The organism is Sphingobacteriia bacterium, from assembly GCA_017304685.1.
Lineage (GTDB): Bacteria > Pseudomonadota > Alphaproteobacteria > Rickettsiales > 33-17 > JAFKLR01.
The window spans coordinates 100821-119445 of the sequence record JAFKLR010000004.1 but is presented as its reverse complement, the minus strand read 5'-3'; the positions used below and the strand labels follow the sequence as shown (position 1 = coordinate 119445).

The window sequence follows — 18625 nt, the reverse complement described above, 5'->3', positions numbered from 1 at the left end:
AAATATTATTAAATTTATATGTAATTTTAATAACGTATAGCAGGCAAAGTTGTTTCGGTACAAGTATATTGACTTACTTAATACAATATTTTATTCCTACGTATAAATTCAATTTATATACAAAATTATGAGGGCACTATGAAATGTGAAGATCAAGTAATGGAATGGCAAAAATTAGGCTTAGTTTTTCACGTAGAAGGTAACTCGGAATTAATGAATTCACATACATCTTTTCCAAAACCATTTCTTATGGAAGATAGAATAAGAATCTTTTTCGCTTCAAGATCAACTAAAATACAAGGAAGAATATTTTACATAGATGTTGATATTGATAATCCTACTAAAGTTATAAAAGTATGTGAAGAACCAGTATTAGGGTTAGGAGAATTAGGAACTTTTGATGATTGCGGTATAACACCAGATTGTGTTCTCGAGCATAATGGTAAAATTTATTTATACTATCATGGCTGGAATGTTCTTCAAGCCACTCCCTTTCGTTCTACCGTGGGGCTAGCTATAAGTGAAAATCATGGTGAAAATTTTAAACGTTATTCTTTAGCTCCTTTATTTGATAGGACAAATGAAGAGCCAATTTTTTCTACAAATCCTTATGTTATGAAAGAAGAAGAGGGTAAGTGGCACATGTGGTATATGGTTGTAACAAAATGGTTAACCATTAATGGAAAGTTAGAAGGGCTTCATACTATATACTATGCAAGTTCAACAGATGGGATAAATTGGAACCGTGAAAACGTCAGATGCATTGAACCTAATGAAGAATTAGAATGTATAGCTAACCCTTGTGTAATAAGGGAAAACGGGGTTTATAAAATGTGGTATTGTTCTCGTAAAGCACTGGATTTTAGAGATGGACAAAATAGTTATAGAATGGGTTACGCTGAATCAAGAGATGGAAAAAATTGGGTTAGAATGGATGATAGAATGCAATTTGATGTTTCTAATGAAGGATGGGATTCATTAATGGTTGCATATCCTGCTATTATTGATGTAAAAGGAAGCAGATATATGTTTTATAATGGCAATGGTTTTGGGAAAACAGGAATTGGCTGTGCAAAATTAGTAAAATCTGAAAACTAATTATAAATTTATATTATCAATAAATTAATGAAATTAACCCAACAACTTATTTCAATTGAAGATAAAGATGCTTGGTCAAAGGTATTGCATAATAATATTCATACCTTTTATCATAGCTATGAATATAACAAAGCCATATCTAATTCCTTTGATAATATTTTTCTTTATCATGGGTATAATCAAAATTTTTCTGCTATTTGCCCTTTGCAGATAAGACAAAAAAAACTTATTAATGATGTTACTACTCCTTATGGTTTCTCGGGCCTAATGATAAATGGAATATATAATAATTTTTCAAATGAATGGGCTGAATTTATGAGCCTAAATAATATTATTGCAGGTTATATTTTATTAAACCCCATACAAAATAATCAGGCAATGTTTGAAAATAAAGACATATTTTATGGTCAGAGCCTATATTTTATTAACTTAGAAGATGATTTAAAAACTATTTTTGCAAACTTTTCTAGTACTCACAGATCACTTATAAACCAATGGGAAAGAAAAAATTATAGTTTTGTATTTGATAAGAATAAATTATTCGAGAAATTTTTATCTTTGTATAATCAAACTCTTGATAGGGTTCAAGCGTCAACAGTTTACCGATTCTCTGAGCAAACATTAAAAGAAATTTTTTTTCACCCTCAGTGCTTGAGTATAGGTGTTGAAAATAACAATATTTTAGAAGCTGTTTCTGTATTCACCTATACTTCAAAATATAGCGATTATTTTTTAAATGCTTCTACTATGGAAGGAAGAGTCCATACAAGAGCTTTAATCTGGGAGGCTATTAAACAATTGAAAGCGCTTAAAATACCGGTTTTAGGACTCGGTGGTGGTATAAAAGAAAACGATTCGCTTGCAGAATTTAAAAGTCGTTTTAGTGGATGGTCAAAGAAAAATATTGTTTTAAAGCAAATATATAATAATGAAAAATATCAAAATATCTGTAAAGAATTAGAAATAGATTGTACAGATAAGTCAGGCTATTTTCCTGCTTATTGGAACCCTAATATTAATAAGCAAAAAGAAAAGGTTATTTAATATTATTTATACCAATTTTTAAGATATGGTAATAAATTTTTAGCCAAAAATTCTGCCTTTACTCTGTCACCATCTTTATTTACATGTGCATGATCTGTAAAATACTGTAAAGGAATAGAATTATCAGGCATTTGAAATAATAAAACATTTTCTTCGGTAGTAATTAGTTTTATATCTCGTTTTACTTTATCAAATGCAAGTAAAAGAGCAGGAAAGGCTTTTATTGCCCATGGATCATTATTGGTTTTAAGTATCTCCACAGGAGCAACTTGTTCAGCCATAATTATAGGAATAGCGCCATCTTGTTTAATATTTCTTAAAACTAACTCTAAATTACGCGCGAAACCAACTGGTTCATGTTTTTTTACATTTGCTATAGCTTTATCGCTTGTAATTTCATCCCATTCAGAAGGAAATAATAATAAATTGGAAACTTTAGGAGTTTTAAGCCACCATGAATAAAATATTTTTGCAAAATAAGAATGCTTTAATAAAGCCTGTTCGCCAGGACGTGCATTTATTGGTAAACCACCCCATTTTCTATATGATGCATAATCAGGTTCATATTTGCTAAATATTAAAGTAGCTGCATCATTCCATCCAGCATTATAAATTACAATATCAGGTTTAATATATCTATGTTTAAAAATATATTGTGATAGTACTTCACCAGAAGTTCCAGCATTTAATCCGCCGTTAATTACTTCAATATTTAAATTAGTTTGCTCTTTAAGTAATTTTTCAAGTTGTACAGGCCAAGCGTCTTCTGGGTTTAATACACTTGGAAAATTATAAGTAGTTGAGCCACCAAGAGCTAGAATACGAATAACACCTTTAGGTTTAATTAAAGAAAATTCTTTGCCACGATAACCTAAACTATTATTTTGTTTAAAACCACCTGCTTCCCAATTAGGATTATTAATATATAAACAATAGGGATGAGGAAGATAAGCTAAAAAATTTGTAGGATATTCTTTGCCAACAATTATATCTACTGATTTTCGTCCTGATTCGATAGTTACATCTTCATAAAATGTTTTAGATAAAAATTCTATGCTGCTAATTATAAGAGTAAAAATAAATATATATCCTATAAATTTTACAGCGAATTTTTTAAACATTATTTTTATTATCCTTTAAAATTTATGATTAATTTTATTTCTACACTTTGCTAACAATTATTATAATTAAGAAAAATTACCTTTTATTTAGTGGCTTGTTTTATTTATGTAAGTGGTTATATTGTATTTCTTTTACTATTTAAACGCACTATGAATGGGAAATTTAATTAGTCGCTTAACCAATGTCAAGGTCAAGTTAAAGAGCAATTTACTAAGGTAAATAATTAATTATATAAAAATTTCAAATTTAAAAATTATATTAAACGTGATGAATAAAACTCTTAAATTCTATATCTTTTACATTTTAATTTTTATTTTTATTATTTTAGTAATTTTATTATCAGAAATAGGCTTGCGTTTACTTGGTTACAAACCATTTGTCCCATATCCTAAGAAACCATTTGAACCTGTGATGCACCAAATTGATCCAGACACAGGAATAATAAATAAAGCAGGAATATATGAATATTCTACTACTCCTGAGGGTGAAAAAATCAAAATCACTATTTTATCAGATTCAAGTAGATCTTCTGAGAATGTTGATAAAGTAGATTTAAATAAAAAAATATATTTCTTTGGTTGCTCAATAGGTTTTGGTTGGGCAGTAGATGATAAATATGTAGCCTCAAATGTAATTGCAAAATACACTCCTTATGAATCAGTTAATTTATCTGTTGGTGGGCTTGGGAGTTATGAAGCTTTACTACTATTAAAGAGAGCAGCTAAGAAATGGGCCTATAATAATAAACCTAAAGCTATAATTTATCAGGCAGCAACACATCATGCTAATCGTAATGTAATGGATCCACTATGGGTGCATATTAAAGATAATATGAATAAACTAATAAATGCAAATGGCCAGCCATATATAAGGCTTGATAGCAAAGGTAATATAAAAGAATTTCGTCATAAAAAAAGATTCATTTTTCCACTAAGGGAATATTCAGCTTTAATGGCATTATTAGAAGAAGCTTACCTGAATGTAAAATATGGGATTACTTTTGAAGAAGCACGTGAAATAAATTTAAAAGTAATTTCGGAAATGAATAATGTTGCTAAAAAGTTTGAAATACCGTTTTTTGTTGTTTTCGTTTATTCGACAGATATAGAATATTATCAAACAGCTTTTTCACAATTAAATATAAAAAGTTTTGATTGCAATCATCAAAAATATAATAGTGGAGATCCTAATTTTAAAGTTCCTGTTGATAACCATCCTAATGCGTCAGTACACGAATATTATGCAAAATGTATAATAAAGAATCTGGGATTAGAATTATTAAATACTGAAGATAAACAATAGTGTATTATGCAAAATAACTTAAATATATGGGCACGTGTTACACGAGGACTTGAATGGGTTGCAGCGGCAGAAGCTTCATTAATTTTAGGTATTACAGAAATCAAAACTGGGCACCGTGACTTATTATTTAAATGCACTGATATTAATGAGGTGTATAAGCTTAGGTGCATTGATGATGCTTACATATTATGGGATGAAATTGGTGGAATAGATCATACAAGACAAGTCTTACAAATTTTAGAAAGAACAATAAATTCACTTCGTGATTTCCCTTTAAATATCCCGAATAATATTTCTAATCTTAGAGTGACCGCTAGTTTTTTAGGTAAGCGTAATTATTCTCGCTTTGAAATTGAAGAAATTATAGGGCCTGTAATTGCTAAGCGTTTTGGATTAAAGTTTATTGATAGCCGTACTGAAGAAGCTTCAAATGCTCTATGGTGTAGAGTACATTTATCAGAAGATTCTATGCGTATAGGTATAAAATTAACAGAGCAGCCTTTACATAGACGCTATTGGCGAACTGAAGCGATTGCTGGATCCCTTCATCCACCAGTAGCTGCCGCTATGGCTTTACTTGCAGATATTCAAGAAAGTAATACTGTAATCGATCCTTTTTGTGGGTCAGGTACGCTTTTAATTGAAGCAGGTTTTAGATGTAAAAACACTAATTTAATTGGTTACGATATTTCTGATCTAGCTATTAAAAATGCAATTGAACAAGCACAAAAAGCAGATATTCCTGTTAAATTTATTAAAGCAGATTCGAGCGATTCTTCACTACCTTTAGCTGATAGAATCATTTCAAACCCTCCATGGGGTAGAGCAGTTGAAGCAAGAGGTAATCTTACAACTTATAATCTCATAACAACATTTCTTGGTAATTTGAAACCTTCTGGTAAAGCTATAATATTAATAGATCAGGAAATAGATTTTTTAACTCTTCTTAAAAGTGAAGGATTAAATCCATCATTAGTCGAACCCGTTAGAATAGGGGGCCGGCTTACACATTTAGTAATGCTAGGTAATGAACCTTGTTTTTCTGACAATAAAATAGGAAGAGCTTTAGAAGAGGCTAAAAGAAATTATAATAATATAAAATAATGAATTACCGATTTATGGTTATTTATTACAGATAGAGCTAAAAATTATGAGTGATATTTCAATAAAAAATATATCAAAAAATTCTAACCAAAAAATTTATAGTATCCAAGTGATGCGTGCAATTGCAGCACTCATGGTTATGCTCGCTCATTTTATATCTGATGGAGTAAAATATAATAAAATTAGTTCAAATTTTGAAATTTATAAGCCTTTTTTATTAAGGGGTGTTGATATATTCTTTTTTATTTCTGGCTTTATCATAACTTTATTGTATGTGACTAAAAATGATAGCTGCAAGCAATTTATAAAAAAGCGAGCTATTAGGATACTTCCAACTTATTATATATTTACGTTAATTGCCTTTGGGGTATGGCTAGTAAAACCTAATTTATTTAATAACTCCGTTGGTAACAAAACTGATATAATTGCTTCATTTATCTTAATACCTTCTAAAACGAATTATTTGCATTTGTTATCTGTTACTTGGACATTATGTTTTGAAGTATGGTTTTATGCATTTTTTGCATTATCTATAGCTTTTTTTAGAAAAAACATACTTATACCGATTACACTTTACGCTATTTACTTGCTACCATTTTTAAATTTAAAATTATTTATAGGAAATACGTTTTCAAGTTTAATTAATTCACCTTATTGCTTAGAATTTTTATCAGGAAGCTTATTTTGCTCCATATATTCATTCAAAAATTATAAAGCTATTCCGGGAATAATAATAGCTTTACTCGGACTTTATATAGCTGATTATAATATATTTATCGTAACCTTAATTAGTGTTAGTTTATTTTTATTATTAGAATTATATTGTAAATATTTACCTGTATCTCAAACTTTAATTTTACTTGGCGATTCGTCTTATTCTTTATATTTATCTCATCTTTTAGTAATGGGTGTTATAAAACACATATGGGATAAATTAAATTTTACCGGAAATTTCATGAATATTATTTGGATTATTTCAATGATTGTAGGTCCTATTATATTTAATATGATATATTATAAATTTATTGATTTAAAGATAGTTCAATATTTGCGTAAAAAATTTATCGCTTGAGTTTATTTTATAATATTTAATTCAAAATATTTTTTAAGAAATTTTCCTATTCTATGAGAATTATTGATTGAAGCTTTAGAAGTTAAATGCCATCTATCACCCATATTTTCCTTTGGTACTGTAGTAATAAATGGTTCATAAAAAATAACATCAGGATAGTGATTTTTAAATTTATTTAGTTCGTCTATAAAAGGTTTAATTTCATCACTTTGCTCGCAAGCCACAGGATTTGTAATTACCAAAAGTTTAACATTAAATTTATCCGCTACATTTTTTATTGGAACGAGATTATCATATAAGGTAGGTCTTCCATTAGAATCAAATAATCCTTCAGTTAATTGTTTATCGCATTTTCCAATTGGAACATCTGTATTAGGCAATGGAAAAGGAGCCCAGCCATCGCTTTCTTTAAATTTCATAAGCCATTCTTTAAAAGGTGGAATATTTAACCAACCACTGCTTGGATCTTTATAAAAATCAAAGCTCCACTTATGATAAAATAAAAGATTTGTAACCGGCACTCTTAAAGAAAAACTAGGCATTTTATTATTTAAAAATTCTCCAATCGATAAATACGATTTTTTATATTCTTCTGAAAATCCCTGTTTATATACCATGGGTAATGAGTAAGGAGAAAAATATAATATTAAGTGTTTTGCTTTAGGATTTTGAGATAAGTAATCTTCTGCTACATATGAATAACCTTGCCACCCTAGGTCAGCACAGCAATTAGTTGATAAATATTTTTTTCCACTTAAATATTCATTTATAATTTTAGGTTGAACGCCAAAAAAACCAGAAGAATCGCCTATTTGAATAATATCGTAATCTTTCCCAAGAAAAATATTTCTTTTACCTTCTGTAATAAACTTTTGTAAAATAGGAGGGGCTCTAAAACTTGTATCGATTAAATCACCTCTCCAATTTATTTCAGGTAAAGGGATGAAGGTAAGTGATGATTCAATAATAAGCACTATTATTATTGCATACACATAATGCTTAAAATACAAAATAAATGAAACCATAATTACTTCTACTGGCAAAAAATATAATTAAATAAGTTAATATTAAAATGAGTATGGTTCTAGTTTTCGTATTAAATATTTTATAAAAATCTACATATTCTCTATTTTTTCTATACGCAAAATAATCTAAAATAATGATGGGAAATATAAATAACAAGCTTCCATAGCTAAAGTCTAAAAACATATCAAGATTCTTAAAATTAAATAATTTTATAGTGCTATAAAATATGTTTTTAAACTGCTTCATTGATTTACTAAAAAATAATAACCAACCAAATAAAATAATTAAAATCATTATTATTCTATTAATTAAATTACCTAATTTGTTTCCAAATTTTTCTTTAAACTTAATATCCCATTTAGTAATTCTATGGATGCTAAGAATTATTCCATGAAAAATTCCCCATAAAATAAAACCCCCGCCTGTGCCATGCCAAAGGCCCATTAGAAACATGGTTATAATTAAATTGATAATATTACGTGTATTACTACCTCTATTTCCACCTAAAGAAATATAGATATAGTCTTTAACCCAACTTGATAAGCTTATATGCCACCTGCGCCAAAATTCTGAAGGGTTAAGAGAGTAATAAGGTGTTAAAAAATTTCGCATTAAATTTATACCAAAAAGTCTGGCAACACCCCTTGCAATATCTGTGTAACCTGAAAAATCACAATAAATTTGGAAGGTGAAGGAGAATAATAATATCAACCCCATACCAGGTTGATTAAGGTTTTCTAAGCATCTATCAACTATATTTCCTAAATTGTCTGCAAAGACTATTTTTTTTGTTAATCCAAAAATTATTTGAAAGAGAGCAAAATCTATTGATTTTTTAGAAACAAAAATTTTCTTAGCTGTTAATTGATGTAATAAATGAGGAGCGCGTTCAATTGGTCCTGCAACAAGCTGGGGGAAAAAAGAAACGAAAGATAAATATTCCCATATTTTGCATTTAGCCTTAAATTGACCGCGGTATACATCAATAATGTAACTCATGCTTTGAAAGGTATAGAAGGAAATTCCAGCTGGGATTGGAATATCGTGTTTTAGACTTTCAAATTTTAAAACGGAGCCAATAACCCAATCCCAATATTTAAAGAACGATAGAAAGCTTAAATTAATTATGACGCTAACAATTAAACAAAGTTTTTTAATTTGACGATTTTTAGAGTGATAAATCACTTTTCCAAGATGATAATCTAAAAATGAAGAGCAAAATAATAAAATACCCCAATTTATGTTACCCAATGAATAAAAGATGTAGCTAATTATTATTATAAATATATTTCTAAAAAGTACATTTTGCTTAAATAGCCAATGATATAAAACTAAGCTTATTGGTAAAAACAAAAATAGAAATTGATAAGACTGAAAACTCATTACTGAATATGGTATTTATAAGAATTATTTTTTAATTTCTATTTAGGTTATTTTTCTCCAATTGCCTAGAAGAATTTGTATAATACTTTTTATAAATAAAAGTTCTAAATAGTAAGATCAAAGTCCTGCGCTAAATATTCCCCGAAAGCTTTTATTTTGATAAATATTCCTTCAAAAATCTGATATTTAATATCTCCTTTATCCTACCATTAAATTAAGTAATACTGAAATAAATTAACTGTAAGAAGAGTGTTTTTGAATATTAGTTTTTTAAATATCTCTTACTTAGCTATCAAATATTCAATTAGGGTTGAAGTTTTATATTTATTTGTTAAATAATATATTTTCTAGCCAGATATAGATAGTAGATTATTAAACAATTCTTCCTTTTTTTGCTCTTCAATTTCAAAATGAAGTAATTCCTTATTTATAAAAATACATCTAACAGCTTTAAAGAGAACAAACGTTTTTTTATCCTTTCTTTCTTCTAGTATTAGCTTCAAAAACATGCCTTCTTTCTGATTAAATAGTAAGGATGCGTTAATTATAATTTTATGTTTTTCCTGTATTTCTTGTATCCTATAACCTAACTTTATTAATCGTTTTTTTATAGCACCTTGAAGTATGTCTACTGAATCAGACGATATACTAGTTAAATATTCCGTAGGGTTTTTTACATCGTTTGCACATTGTACAAATTTTTGTTTCAATACAGTAATAAAGTTATGTCCTTCTGAAGTTTCAGTTATATGATCCTTAAAAATCAATGTAGGTAAGAACACTATAGGAAGTTCATCCATAGGATCTACAAAATCTAATCCAACTGTCTTTTTATTAAATTCCTTTAAATATAAATTAAAACCTTTTCCTCCTTTTTTACTTATTTTAAATAGTAATTGATTATCAAAATAATTTTTAGAATCTGTACTTAATGAAAGTTCTATAGCAGCTTTTTTTATTGCACATGTAGCTAATTCTTTATTTGCTCTAAAGATCAGAGTATGATCTTGATCTTTAATAAAGCTTCCCCATTTATATTCAAATTCATTTAATAATTTGCTATTTTCATTAATTTCCGGTGAATGTATTCCGATTGATATTGCACATCCACTTAGAATTACTAGTAACAAAATATTAATAAGAAATTTATAGGTCAAATTAGCGCATCTGATTAATAGCATTTTCTACTTCCTGCTTAGAACTTTCGATGGATTTAGCTAATTTGATGTCTTCATTAAATTCTAACAATCTTTTTTTTAATAAAGGAGCAATATCTGGCCGTTTACGTAATAAAAAATCTTTTGCTTCATTGAAGTTATCTTTTAAAGTTATACCTTTAGCAATAATATTAGTATTGTTGTAATCAAAAATTAGATCACCACAATACAATATTTCCTTAGGGTTAATTTTAAAATATGCAAAATAATTTGTTGTAGGAAATCCAGTGGAAATAGTCATTCCTGAGGCAGTGCCATGAAAGTGTTCCAATGCATAGTCACCAGGCTCAATCATATAAATAGCAAATTCACCTGAATCAGTAATAAAAAATTTTTTTTCATTATTTTGGATTTTTTTCCAACGTAAATAAATATCATTATTATAAGATTTATTAGTTATAAAAGTTAACCAATTTTTAGATTTTAAATTAGCGCGAAAAATTAGTATTGATTTGTTAGTGTTTTCAAATTCTGAAATTTTAAAATTGGTATTCATTATATTTTTAGTACTGCAGGCGCCTAAAAATATTATTATTAAAGAAATTAAAAATTTTATTATATATTTTTGCATTATTTTATTTCTAAATTATTAAAGTAAGGTTTGTATCATCCTCCTTTTAAATAATCAAGTAAATTTCATTAAATGATAATCACCCCACTTCGGCAATCATTTTTTCCAATTCTTCTTTGAACACTTTTTCAGCTTCAGGGCAGGTTAAGCTGTGATAGCTTTCCCAAAAACTGTATTCCCATAGACTATCATCCATCCATTTTTCTGGTCCCATTACTAAATAACTATCTTCATATTTGCATACCCAATTACTTGGTATTTTAGGGCAAGTAGTTCTAAATAAAACTGAACTTAATACTCCTGGAGTGCGACCATTATTAGTCATTATGATAAACCTTATTTCACCCTTAGAAGTAACTTCAAGTGAAAGTACCAAATAAACTTTATGAAGTGAAATCCAATTATTATCTATCATTTCATTAGTTTGTGGATCAATATTACTAATACATTCTATTTTCATTTTAATTTCCTATTAATATTGTTTTAAAATCTATATCATATTGTATTTCTTTAGTTAGTTTATTTTTATAAAAGTGTATTTCAATTTCGCCCGCTGGACTTTTTATAATTCCGGTTGTAGTAAATTTGCTCCAATCCTTAATATCGCTTCCATTTTTTGTTAAAATTTCGACCACTTTAGGGTTTTGAATGCCATTTTTTAGTGGTATCTCTTTAGCTTTCAAAACTATTTCAGGTTTTAATTTACCATCTTTTGTAAATATAGAAGAAACTTGTTCTGCTAGTAATTGCTTACTTAGCTTATCTTTATTTGCAACATTCTCAGGATATTTTTTTCCATCGGTTTTATTAAACTTACTTACCTGTGTATGTTGTTTGTTTTTTAAAACAAATTTAAGGTCACTTGCAAATTATTGATAATTTAGCTATTATTTTTGACAGTAATATTTTCAGATATGTCTTTCATTAAATTTAAATAATTTTTTAAATACTCATATTTATAAAAATCTTCTTTACTTATGTTATTAATTTTCCCTAAACTAACTTCTGCATCTGCTATGCTTTTTTTTATTGTACCTAATATAAATATATCAACAGTTTTGTTTTTTAAATAATTAGTAATAAACCCTGCAAAATATCCATCTAATTCAAGCAAATTTTCAAACCCCCATTCTGCCAGCTCTTCGTTTTCAAATGTTAAGTCTGGAAATTTTAAGGTTTTGAACTTTTTTATTTTCTCAATTTCATCTTTAATCATTTTTTTCCTAATCAAAATATGTTACTATTTTACCATCTTTCGTCCAATAACCACCATTAAATTTGGTCTTACCTGTTTCATCAGTTAATTTTATTTTAATTTTAATACCTGCAGAACCATCTTTTAATATCACCTCTTTACCTAAATGCTTATTATCTTCAAAAAACTTTAAAGCATCTTTTGTGTATTCTTCCACGGTTCTACCTTTACCATGTTTATGTAAATGATAATCAATAGTTTGCTTATTGTCTTCAAATGTTGATTTAAACCAATTTTCTTCGCAAGCCGATTTATTAATTCCTTCTTTGTTATTAGCAATAAAATTTTGATCAGTTTTTGTATTGTGATGTTTTGTAGTTTTACTTACCTGTGTATATTGTTTGTTTTTTAAAACAAATTTAAGGTCACTTGTAAGTCCTGCGGTAGCAGCGCCACCGATTATAGCTGCGATAGCTAAATTTTCTGCCGATTGATAAGATAAATAAGGATCAAGTTCCCTAATTTATCAGCTATTTTATCAATGAAGGGATTAAGTTACCCTACCTCAGCAATCATTTTTTCTAATTCTTCTTTAAAAACTTTTTCGGCTTCAGGGCAGGTTAAGCTATCATAACTTTCCCAAAAACTATATTCCCATAAACTATTATCCAGCCATTTTTCAGGACCCATAAGGATATATTCATCATTAAATTTACATATCCAGTTGCTAGGAATTTTAGGACAAGTAGCTTTAAACAAGCTTGAATCGAAAACTACTCGTGAACCATAATTGGCAATAATCATAAATCTTATTGGACCATTAATTGACGCATCCATCGATATTACTAAATATTCTTTACCTAATGTAATCCAACAATTATCTATTTTGTCATTTGTAATCGGGTCGATATCATTAATACATTCTATTTTCATTATTTTTTTCCATTTAATATATCTTTAGTTATAGTTTTAAAATCAATATCATAATTCACTTCTTGAGTAATTTTATTTTTGTAAAAATGAACCTCAAATTTACCTGATGGACCATGTAATTCACCTGTACTAAATTTCCCCCAATCCTTTATATTACTGCCATTTTCGGTTAACTTCTCAATTACTTTTTGATTTTTAATACCTTCTTTTAGATCAATAAATTTAGCATTTCTAATTATTTCAGGTTTTAATTTACCGTCTTTAGTAAATATGGATGAGGCTTGCTCAGCTAGTAATTGTTTACTTAGCTTATCTTTATTTGCAACATTTTCAGGGTATTTGGTTCCATCGGTTTTGGTAAACTTGCTCACCTGAGTATGTTGTTTATTTTTCACAACATATTTAAGGTCACTTGTAAGTCCTGCGGTAGCAGCGCCACCGATTATAGCTGCGATAGCTAAATTTTCTGCCGATTGATAAGATAAGTAAGGATCGAGTTCCCTAATTCCCTCAGCTACTTTACCTATTGCATATGAAGAGCCTTTAGCTATATATTCACCGAATGCCTGTTCGCCAATTTTAGCCTTAACTACTGCTCCTGCGGCTTTTGTAAACCCTCCAAACATTCCTCCGACTAAATATAACGAAGCTTCGTAGCTACGACCATATTTTTCAGATAATCCATTTGCAATTTTAATCATCTGGCCAGCTTTATATGAAGCATTGACTATTATCTCATGATTTTTAGCCATTTTTTCATTCGGAGTATAATATAAATGACCTTCTTTTACAAAATACTTACCCTTATCGAGTCCTCCATTTTTAATCTTATCAGGTATTTGTTCATAAGAACCGTAATACTCATTCAATAATTGTAAATTATCTGTTCCGACTTTATTAAATTTGGTAATTGTTATTTTAGTAGTACCGCCATTTTGATCAGCAGGTTTTTCCTTAAGACCAGCTTCTTCAAGTACATAATTAATTTCATCTTTGGTAAAACCATTTTTATACCCCTGTTCATACATTTCTCTATGTTCTGTTGATTCAGGTATTAATGGTTCAAGGTTTGTTATATCTTTAAATACATCTCCAATGTCTTTAATGTTCCTGGCGATTTCTTTATATTCTGAAATTGGAACTGGTAGCATCACAGAATAGGAGTTCTCCTTAATTTTTTTCCATTCTTTTACTTTAGAAAGATTATTGTTGAGGCCTTCGATATTACTTCCTGCAATAGTAGATTTTACAATTCCTTCCTCTAACTTATGCGAGCTATAAACGCTAAAGCTTTTGCCGAAAGTGCTTTGTTTTAGATTGTTCATGTCTGAAGTTAAACTTGCATATGCGCTAGTAGATTTCAAAAATTCTCCATCGGCTTTGATACCGTAACCATGTTGTTTTGTTTCAATTTTTTCTTTTACATCTTTGAAATTTACATTGGTAATATCTGCAATAGTGCTATTTATTCCACCAATTACACCGCCTGTTAACTCCGCGCTATCTGCATGAACTTCTACAGTTAAACCCTTAATCCCTGAAATTTCACTAGAAGTTTCATTTACTATAGTAGATTTTCCTTTACTATAACTGCCGTTTGGAATAGGTAAAGGAGCGCCGTAAAAGCTTAATCCGAAACTTTTACTGGTACTTAGATTATTATGAAAATAAGTATCCGTGAGTGTTTCTATTAATATATTTTTAGCATTAACTACAGTATTAGCACCTTCAATTACTCCTCCCTTAAGAATTAATTCATCGGTATTAATATTAACCCTGTTATTACCCCTAATGTAGGAGTAAACTTTTTTATTGATATATTCATGAGCGCTTCGGTTTAGTTCACTGCCGGTAATTGAATTTTTGCCAAACATAACAGTGTTTTTATTAAATTTTTCGTTAGTCTCGGTTATTTGCTCACTAGCTAGTAATTCTAGTTTTTTAGTATTAAGTTCCACTTTGTCAGTGCCTGTAATAGTTGCACCCTCTAAAATGGTATGGTCAGTATTGGATATATATTCCTTGCCGTAAATATTAGAACCTAAAACATTTTGCTTAGTTTCTTTCTTTTCATATTTACTACTGAATAATCCAACTCCACTTGGATAAAATAATAAACCCCCGCCATGACTTATACCTAACTGGCTAAGTGCTACATCCAACCCTGCCATTTTTGCATTAAATCCATTAGATTTATAATTTTGAGCAAAATCACTGAGTACATGAAAGCTTTCAATAGCTAAATTCATTGCTGGCGCGGCATCAAAAGGTGAGCGCACATTAAATGCGTCTTTAAGTGCGCTAATGAATGGTGAAGTGTCGTGCAGCCTAACGGGTGAACGTTCTGAACTCGGTAAGGAATTTTTTTCTAACATTCGCCCTAATATTCCGGAAGCCGTAAATCCTTTGGTGTTAACAGTAGTAATATTAAAGGTATCAAATTTAAGGGGACGATGTTCTTCTTTTTGTACGTTAAAAATAATTTTGTTTTGCGGAGCCACTACATCCGCGCCTTCCGTATAAATGCCTTTAGCATTAACCTCAAATCCATCAGCTCCTGCTACTTGGGCTTTATAAATATCTACTTCATTCCATGTTTTAGTGATTGTTTTTTTATTAAATAAACCTTTTTTAGTAACAGATGAATTCATTACCGTACTTATAGCTTCCGAAATTAAATCGACTTGGCCGTTAGGTGCATCCATAATTACTTTACCAAGCGAGCTTATAGACGAACCTTTTAGTAAAATATTTCCATTATTACTAACAAGATGAATATCTTTGTTGCTTAATATATTTGTAGGGCCAATAACCGGACACAATCCACCATATTTATCACAATAAGCACTTTTAAATGTTTCAAATTGTACGTTTTTATTTGCAACAACCCTTACTGGATCAGTTCCATTTAAACTATTAATTATTAAACCATTTCCTACAATACCACTATTACCTGTCATTAAAGAAACACTAGGTGCAGTTATTCCGGTAGTTAAAGGAATAAAACCCCAAAAATGAGGATCAGAACTATAATTATGCCCTTTACTAGTATTGAAAGAAAGGCTCTTATTTGCTTCTGCTTTGAATTCTTTACTACTATTAAATTTTGTTCCAAAGGTGATTATATTTCCTCCCAAAGAAGTTAAATATAATCCTCCATTATTAGCTTTAATATAAGGCCAGTCATTTACTACAGTAGGATGCCCGGTTTTTTGATAAGTATCAAAACCAAGATCCAATCCATTATATGGCGAGGGCCTTTTCCAATAAAAATTTGCTGGCGGCTTGTCTTCCCTGATATAAAATTTGGAAATACTTTCGATCGTAATGTCACCTTGAGCATTTAGGGTTATATCATTACTATTAGAGGTTAAATTTCCTCCTTGAATACTTAAATTTCCTCCAAGTGAAGTAATGTTAATCCCTTTGTCTGCATTAATCTCAAATGAATCCCTAATATTATGAGGGCCACCAAGATATTCAAAATTGTCATGATAAAAGGTCGCATTAAAATTATTTTGAGTAATGATATTAACATATCCATCTGCCTTAATATTAGATGCTACAAATTTAGCCTTATCATTTGAAATTATATCAATATTACCTTGAGTACCGTTTGCAGAAATAACGTTAATGTCATAAAACCAGGGGTTTGAAATGTTATTACCTAAATTATAGTAGTATTTGAAATCAACGTTGCCGCCATTATATCTTTCACTAACAAAACCATTACTTGCAATAATCATATTGCCGTCATTAACTAAAATTTTCCCTCGGTTAATAAAAGCTCCTATTGGATCATTAATGATAAAATCACCATTAATTGTAAGCATATTATTATTAAGAAAAGTATTACCATAAAGGCCTAGGTATAATGAATGGTTTAAAACTACTCTAGAATCATTATTAAAATTTTTCGCATAAACAACCATTTGGCCATTCTTTGCAATGTATTCATTCCCTATTTTATAATCAAAACTACTGTTCTTACTAACTTCATATAGACAATCACCTTTGTCGTCACATATTTCTTTAAAATCACCTAATATAAAAAAATTATCAGCCTTTATTTTGCCAGTATTATGATAAGATTTAGTGTTTAATAGTAATTGTTGTTTACTCTCAAGGAGGTTAGCGTTGTTAAATTTATCAGTTCTTATTTCAATAATCTGATCTGCAACTATTTTACCATCATTGAAAAAATTGTTAGTTTTTGCTAATATTGTATTAGCTGTAATTTCCCCTTCAACTTTAGTAACATTATCTGAACTATTAATTAATTCACTGCTATCAATATCTATTACAGAGCCTACCCTTATAAGGCCGGCATTATTTAATATTTTTCCAACACTTGAATAATTCAAATTATTAGAAGCAATAATATGGCCATAAATATTTTGGGTATTATTGTGAATAGTTAAATATATATTATTAGCAGTAAATAAACCTAAATTATTAAAGAAATTATCGCTTGTGACTTTAATTTTGTTATCGGCAATTATTTGCCCACCTTTATTATCTAACTCATTAATATAAAAATTAATATTATTTTTAGAGATGATAGTACCATCAGTATTTCTCAAATGGGTAGAATTAAAATTACCATAATTAGCTAAGTTAATTATACTACCGACTAAATCAATTCCGTTTTTAGAACCAAATTTACCTTGTTCTGCAATTATTACAGCTTTTTGTGCAGTTAGTTCTTTCTTGCCGTATAATTTAATTTTTTGCGCACCGATTTTAGCTTTTTCTAAATCTAAAACATCGTCTGAATACAAATCAATTTTTTCACTGGCTAAAATTGAGCTTGCAAGATCTGCATAATTTTTACTATTAACTTCAATTTTTTCTTGAGCTTCAATCTTACCTTTAATTTTTATAGTATCATCGGAAGAAATAAAAATTTGCTTAGCATACATTGCATCAAGATGAGAACCATCAACTAATTTCTTAGCTTGAATAGTAGCTTTACCTTGAATATAAGATTTGGCTTTTAATTCAACTTCGCCGGATTTAGCGAGTATATCTCCATCGCTTGCTAAATTATCTAAAAGTATTTTACCCTTACCATCTTCAGTAGTAAGAGTAGTTTTTGCAGCATTAATAAAAGCACAGCCTTTACAGAATATACCATTAGGATTTACCAATATAAATTCAGCTTTTTTGCCGGCAATAATAATATCTCTTTTTAAATTAGAAGGTTCATTTCCTTTAACATCAAAGACAATATGACTGGCTTCATTTGAAAGATTAGGATTATGAGATAAGGCTTGTTCCTTATATTCAAGATCACTTATATTATTTTTTACTACTACATTGTTTTGATCAGCGTTAAATAGCTCGAAATCATTTACTGATAAACCTTCGGTATTAGGGTTATTAATGTTAATTGCATCATCACCCACAACTTTTTCTATAGTAATATTTTTCTCATATTCTGCAGGAACAATTCTATTTTCCTCAGCAAAACACTGAGAAGTAAAATAGAAAATATTATATAAAATTAGAGTTATTAAAGTTAAAATATTTATCGCTGCTTTCATCTGTTTTCTCAT

At 28.9% G+C, this 18625-nt stretch carries 17 protein-coding genes; 6 read left to right on the top strand and 11 right to left on the bottom strand.

What is annotated here, in order from left to right; genetic code table 11:
* Positions 1-138: 138 nt before the first annotated feature.
* Both J0H68_05905 and J0H68_05900 read left to right on the top strand, forming a co-directional pair.
* Complete coding sequence (locus J0H68_05905) at positions 139-1098, top strand: hypothetical protein (GenBank protein ID MBN8828223.1); 960 nt, start codon at positions 139-141, stop codon at positions 1096-1098.
* 27 nt (positions 1099-1125) lie between these two features.
* Entirely contained in the window at positions 1126-2142 is a 1017-nt protein-coding gene (locus tag J0H68_05900; protein MBN8828222.1) for a hypothetical protein, read from the top strand.
* A gap of 2 nt (positions 2143-2144) precedes the next feature.
* Here the strand turns inward: J0H68_05900 and J0H68_05895 are convergent, their stop codons facing one another.
* A complete protein-coding gene (locus J0H68_05895) occupies positions 2145-3263 on the bottom strand; it encodes a hypothetical protein (GenBank protein ID MBN8828221.1) in 1119 nt (372 codons plus the stop codon).
* A gap of 268 nt (positions 3264-3531) precedes the next feature.
* Here J0H68_05895 and J0H68_05890 point away from each other — a divergent pair, with 268 nt between their 5' ends.
* Genes J0H68_05890 through J0H68_05880 form a run of 3 tightly spaced genes read left to right on the top strand, consistent with a single transcriptional unit; the run spans position 3532 to position 6742 of the window.
* Positions 3532-4566 (top strand): hypothetical protein, encoded by a 1035-nt coding sequence (locus J0H68_05890; GenBank protein MBN8828220.1) that lies wholly within the window; start codon positions 3532-3534, stop codon positions 4564-4566.
* A gap of 6 nt (positions 4567-4572) precedes the next feature.
* Complete coding sequence (locus J0H68_05885) at positions 4573-5670, top strand: methyltransferase (protein ID MBN8828219.1); 1098 nt, start codon at positions 4573-4575, stop codon at positions 5668-5670.
* A gap of 46 nt (positions 5671-5716) precedes the next feature.
* Positions 5717-6742 carry an acyltransferase gene (locus tag J0H68_05880; protein MBN8828218.1) on the top strand — a complete coding sequence of 342 codons (1026 nt, stop codon included), beginning with the start codon at positions 5717-5719 and terminating at the stop codon, positions 6740-6742.
* A gap of 2 nt (positions 6743-6744) precedes the next feature.
* Here J0H68_05880 and J0H68_05875 read toward each other — a convergent pair whose 3' ends face one another.
* The 6 genes from J0H68_05875 to J0H68_05850 all read right to left on the bottom strand — a co-directional run bounded on the left by J0H68_05875 (position 6745) and on the right by J0H68_05850 (position 11574).
* Positions 6745-7767: a hypothetical protein gene (locus tag J0H68_05875; protein ID MBN8828217.1), complete on the bottom strand. Its 1023-nt coding sequence runs from the start codon at positions 7765-7767 to the stop codon at positions 6745-6747.
* Positions 7742-9019: an MBOAT family protein gene (locus J0H68_05870; protein MBN8828216.1), complete on the bottom strand. Its 1278-nt coding sequence runs from the start codon at positions 9017-9019 to the stop codon at positions 7742-7744. Before J0H68_05870 ends, J0H68_05875 begins: the two co-directional genes overlap by 26 nt.
* Before the next feature lie 479 nt (positions 9020-9498).
* Positions 9499-10332 carry a hypothetical protein gene (locus tag J0H68_05865; protein MBN8828215.1) on the bottom strand — a complete coding sequence of 278 codons (834 nt, stop codon included), beginning with the start codon at positions 10330-10332 and terminating at the stop codon, positions 9499-9501.
* A complete protein-coding gene (locus J0H68_05860) occupies positions 10310-10864 on the bottom strand; it encodes a hypothetical protein (protein MBN8828214.1) in 555 nt (184 codons plus the stop codon). The genes J0H68_05865 and J0H68_05860 overlap by 23 nt, the downstream gene beginning before the upstream one ends.
* Before the next feature lie 154 nt (positions 10865-11018).
* The gene (locus tag J0H68_05855) at positions 11019-11399 is read right to left on the bottom strand and encodes a hypothetical protein (GenBank protein ID MBN8828213.1); all 381 of its coding nucleotides are present in this window, start codon (positions 11397-11399) and stop codon (positions 11019-11021) included.
* A gap of 1 nt (position 11400) precedes the next feature.
* Positions 11401-11574, bottom strand: coding sequence for a hypothetical protein (locus J0H68_05850; GenBank protein ID MBN8828212.1), 174 nt, complete (start codon positions 11572-11574; stop codon positions 11401-11403).
* 13 nt (positions 11575-11587) lie between these two features.
* On the opposite strand from J0H68_05850, the gene J0H68_05845 reads away from it, so the two are divergent.
* A complete protein-coding gene (locus tag J0H68_05845; protein ID MBN8828211.1) occupies positions 11588-11815 on the top strand; it encodes a hypothetical protein in 228 nt (75 codons plus the stop codon).
* A 4-nt stretch (positions 11816-11819) separates the two neighbouring features.
* Here the strand turns inward: J0H68_05845 and J0H68_05840 are convergent, their stop codons facing one another.
* The 4 genes from J0H68_05840 to J0H68_05825 form a co-directional block, all read right to left on the bottom strand.
* Entirely contained in the window at positions 11820-12155 is a 336-nt protein-coding gene (locus tag J0H68_05840) for a hypothetical protein (GenBank protein MBN8828210.1), read from the bottom strand.
* 7 nt (positions 12156-12162) lie between these two features.
* Complete coding sequence (locus J0H68_05835; protein ID MBN8828209.1) at positions 12163-12351, bottom strand: hypothetical protein; 189 nt, start codon at positions 12349-12351, stop codon at positions 12163-12165.
* Between the two features lie 338 nt (positions 12352-12689).
* On the bottom strand, positions 12690-13067 hold the full coding sequence (locus J0H68_05830; protein MBN8828208.1) for a hypothetical protein: 378 nt from the start codon (positions 13065-13067) through the stop codon (positions 12690-12692).
* Entirely contained in the window at positions 13067-18625 is a 5559-nt protein-coding gene (locus J0H68_05825) for a filamentous hemagglutinin N-terminal domain-containing protein (GenBank protein ID MBN8828207.1), read from the bottom strand. The genes J0H68_05830 and J0H68_05825 overlap by 1 nt, the downstream gene beginning before the upstream one ends.

Bases quoted from the DNA above. Each gene is read 5' to 3' on its own strand.
- J0H68_05900 (MBN8828222.1), top strand. From the start codon at position 1,126: ATGAAATTAACCCAACAACTTATTTCAATTGAAGATAAAGATGCTTGG.
- J0H68_05845 (MBN8828211.1), top strand. From the start codon at position 11,588: ATGCCATTTTTTAGTGGTATCTCTTTAGCTTTCAAAACTATTTCAGGT.
- J0H68_05830 (MBN8828208.1), bottom strand. From the start codon at position 13,067: ATGAAAATAGAATGTATTAATGATATCGACCCGATTACAAATGACAAA.
- J0H68_05825 (MBN8828207.1), bottom strand. From the start codon at position 18,625: ATGAGAAAACAGATGAAAGCAGCGATAAATATTTTAACTTTAATAACT.
- J0H68_05875 (MBN8828217.1), bottom strand. From the start codon at position 7,767: ATGGTTTCATTTATTTTGTATTTTAAGCATTATGTGTATGCAATAATA.
- J0H68_05860 (MBN8828214.1), bottom strand. From the start codon at position 10,864: ATGAATACCAATTTTAAAATTTCAGAATTTGAAAACACTAACAAATCA.
- J0H68_05890 (MBN8828220.1), top strand. From the start codon at position 3,532: ATGAATAAAACTCTTAAATTCTATATCTTTTACATTTTAATTTTTATT.
- J0H68_05895 (MBN8828221.1), bottom strand. From the start codon at position 3,263: ATGTTTAAAAAATTCGCTGTAAAATTTATAGGATATATATTTATTTTT.
- J0H68_05885 (MBN8828219.1), top strand. From the start codon at position 4,573: ATGCAAAATAACTTAAATATATGGGCACGTGTTACACGAGGACTTGAA.
- J0H68_05865 (MBN8828215.1), bottom strand. From the start codon at position 10,332: ATGCTATTAATCAGATGCGCTAATTTGACCTATAAATTTCTTATTAAT.
- J0H68_05880 (MBN8828218.1), top strand. From the start codon at position 5,717: ATGAGTGATATTTCAATAAAAAATATATCAAAAAATTCTAACCAAAAA.
- J0H68_05905 (MBN8828223.1), top strand. From the start codon at position 139: ATGAAATGTGAAGATCAAGTAATGGAATGGCAAAAATTAGGCTTAGTT.
- J0H68_05855 (MBN8828213.1), bottom strand. From the start codon at position 11,399: ATGAAAATAGAATGTATTAGTAATATTGATCCACAAACTAATGAAATG.
- J0H68_05840 (MBN8828210.1), bottom strand. From the start codon at position 12,155: ATGATTAAAGATGAAATTGAGAAAATAAAAAAGTTCAAAACCTTAAAA.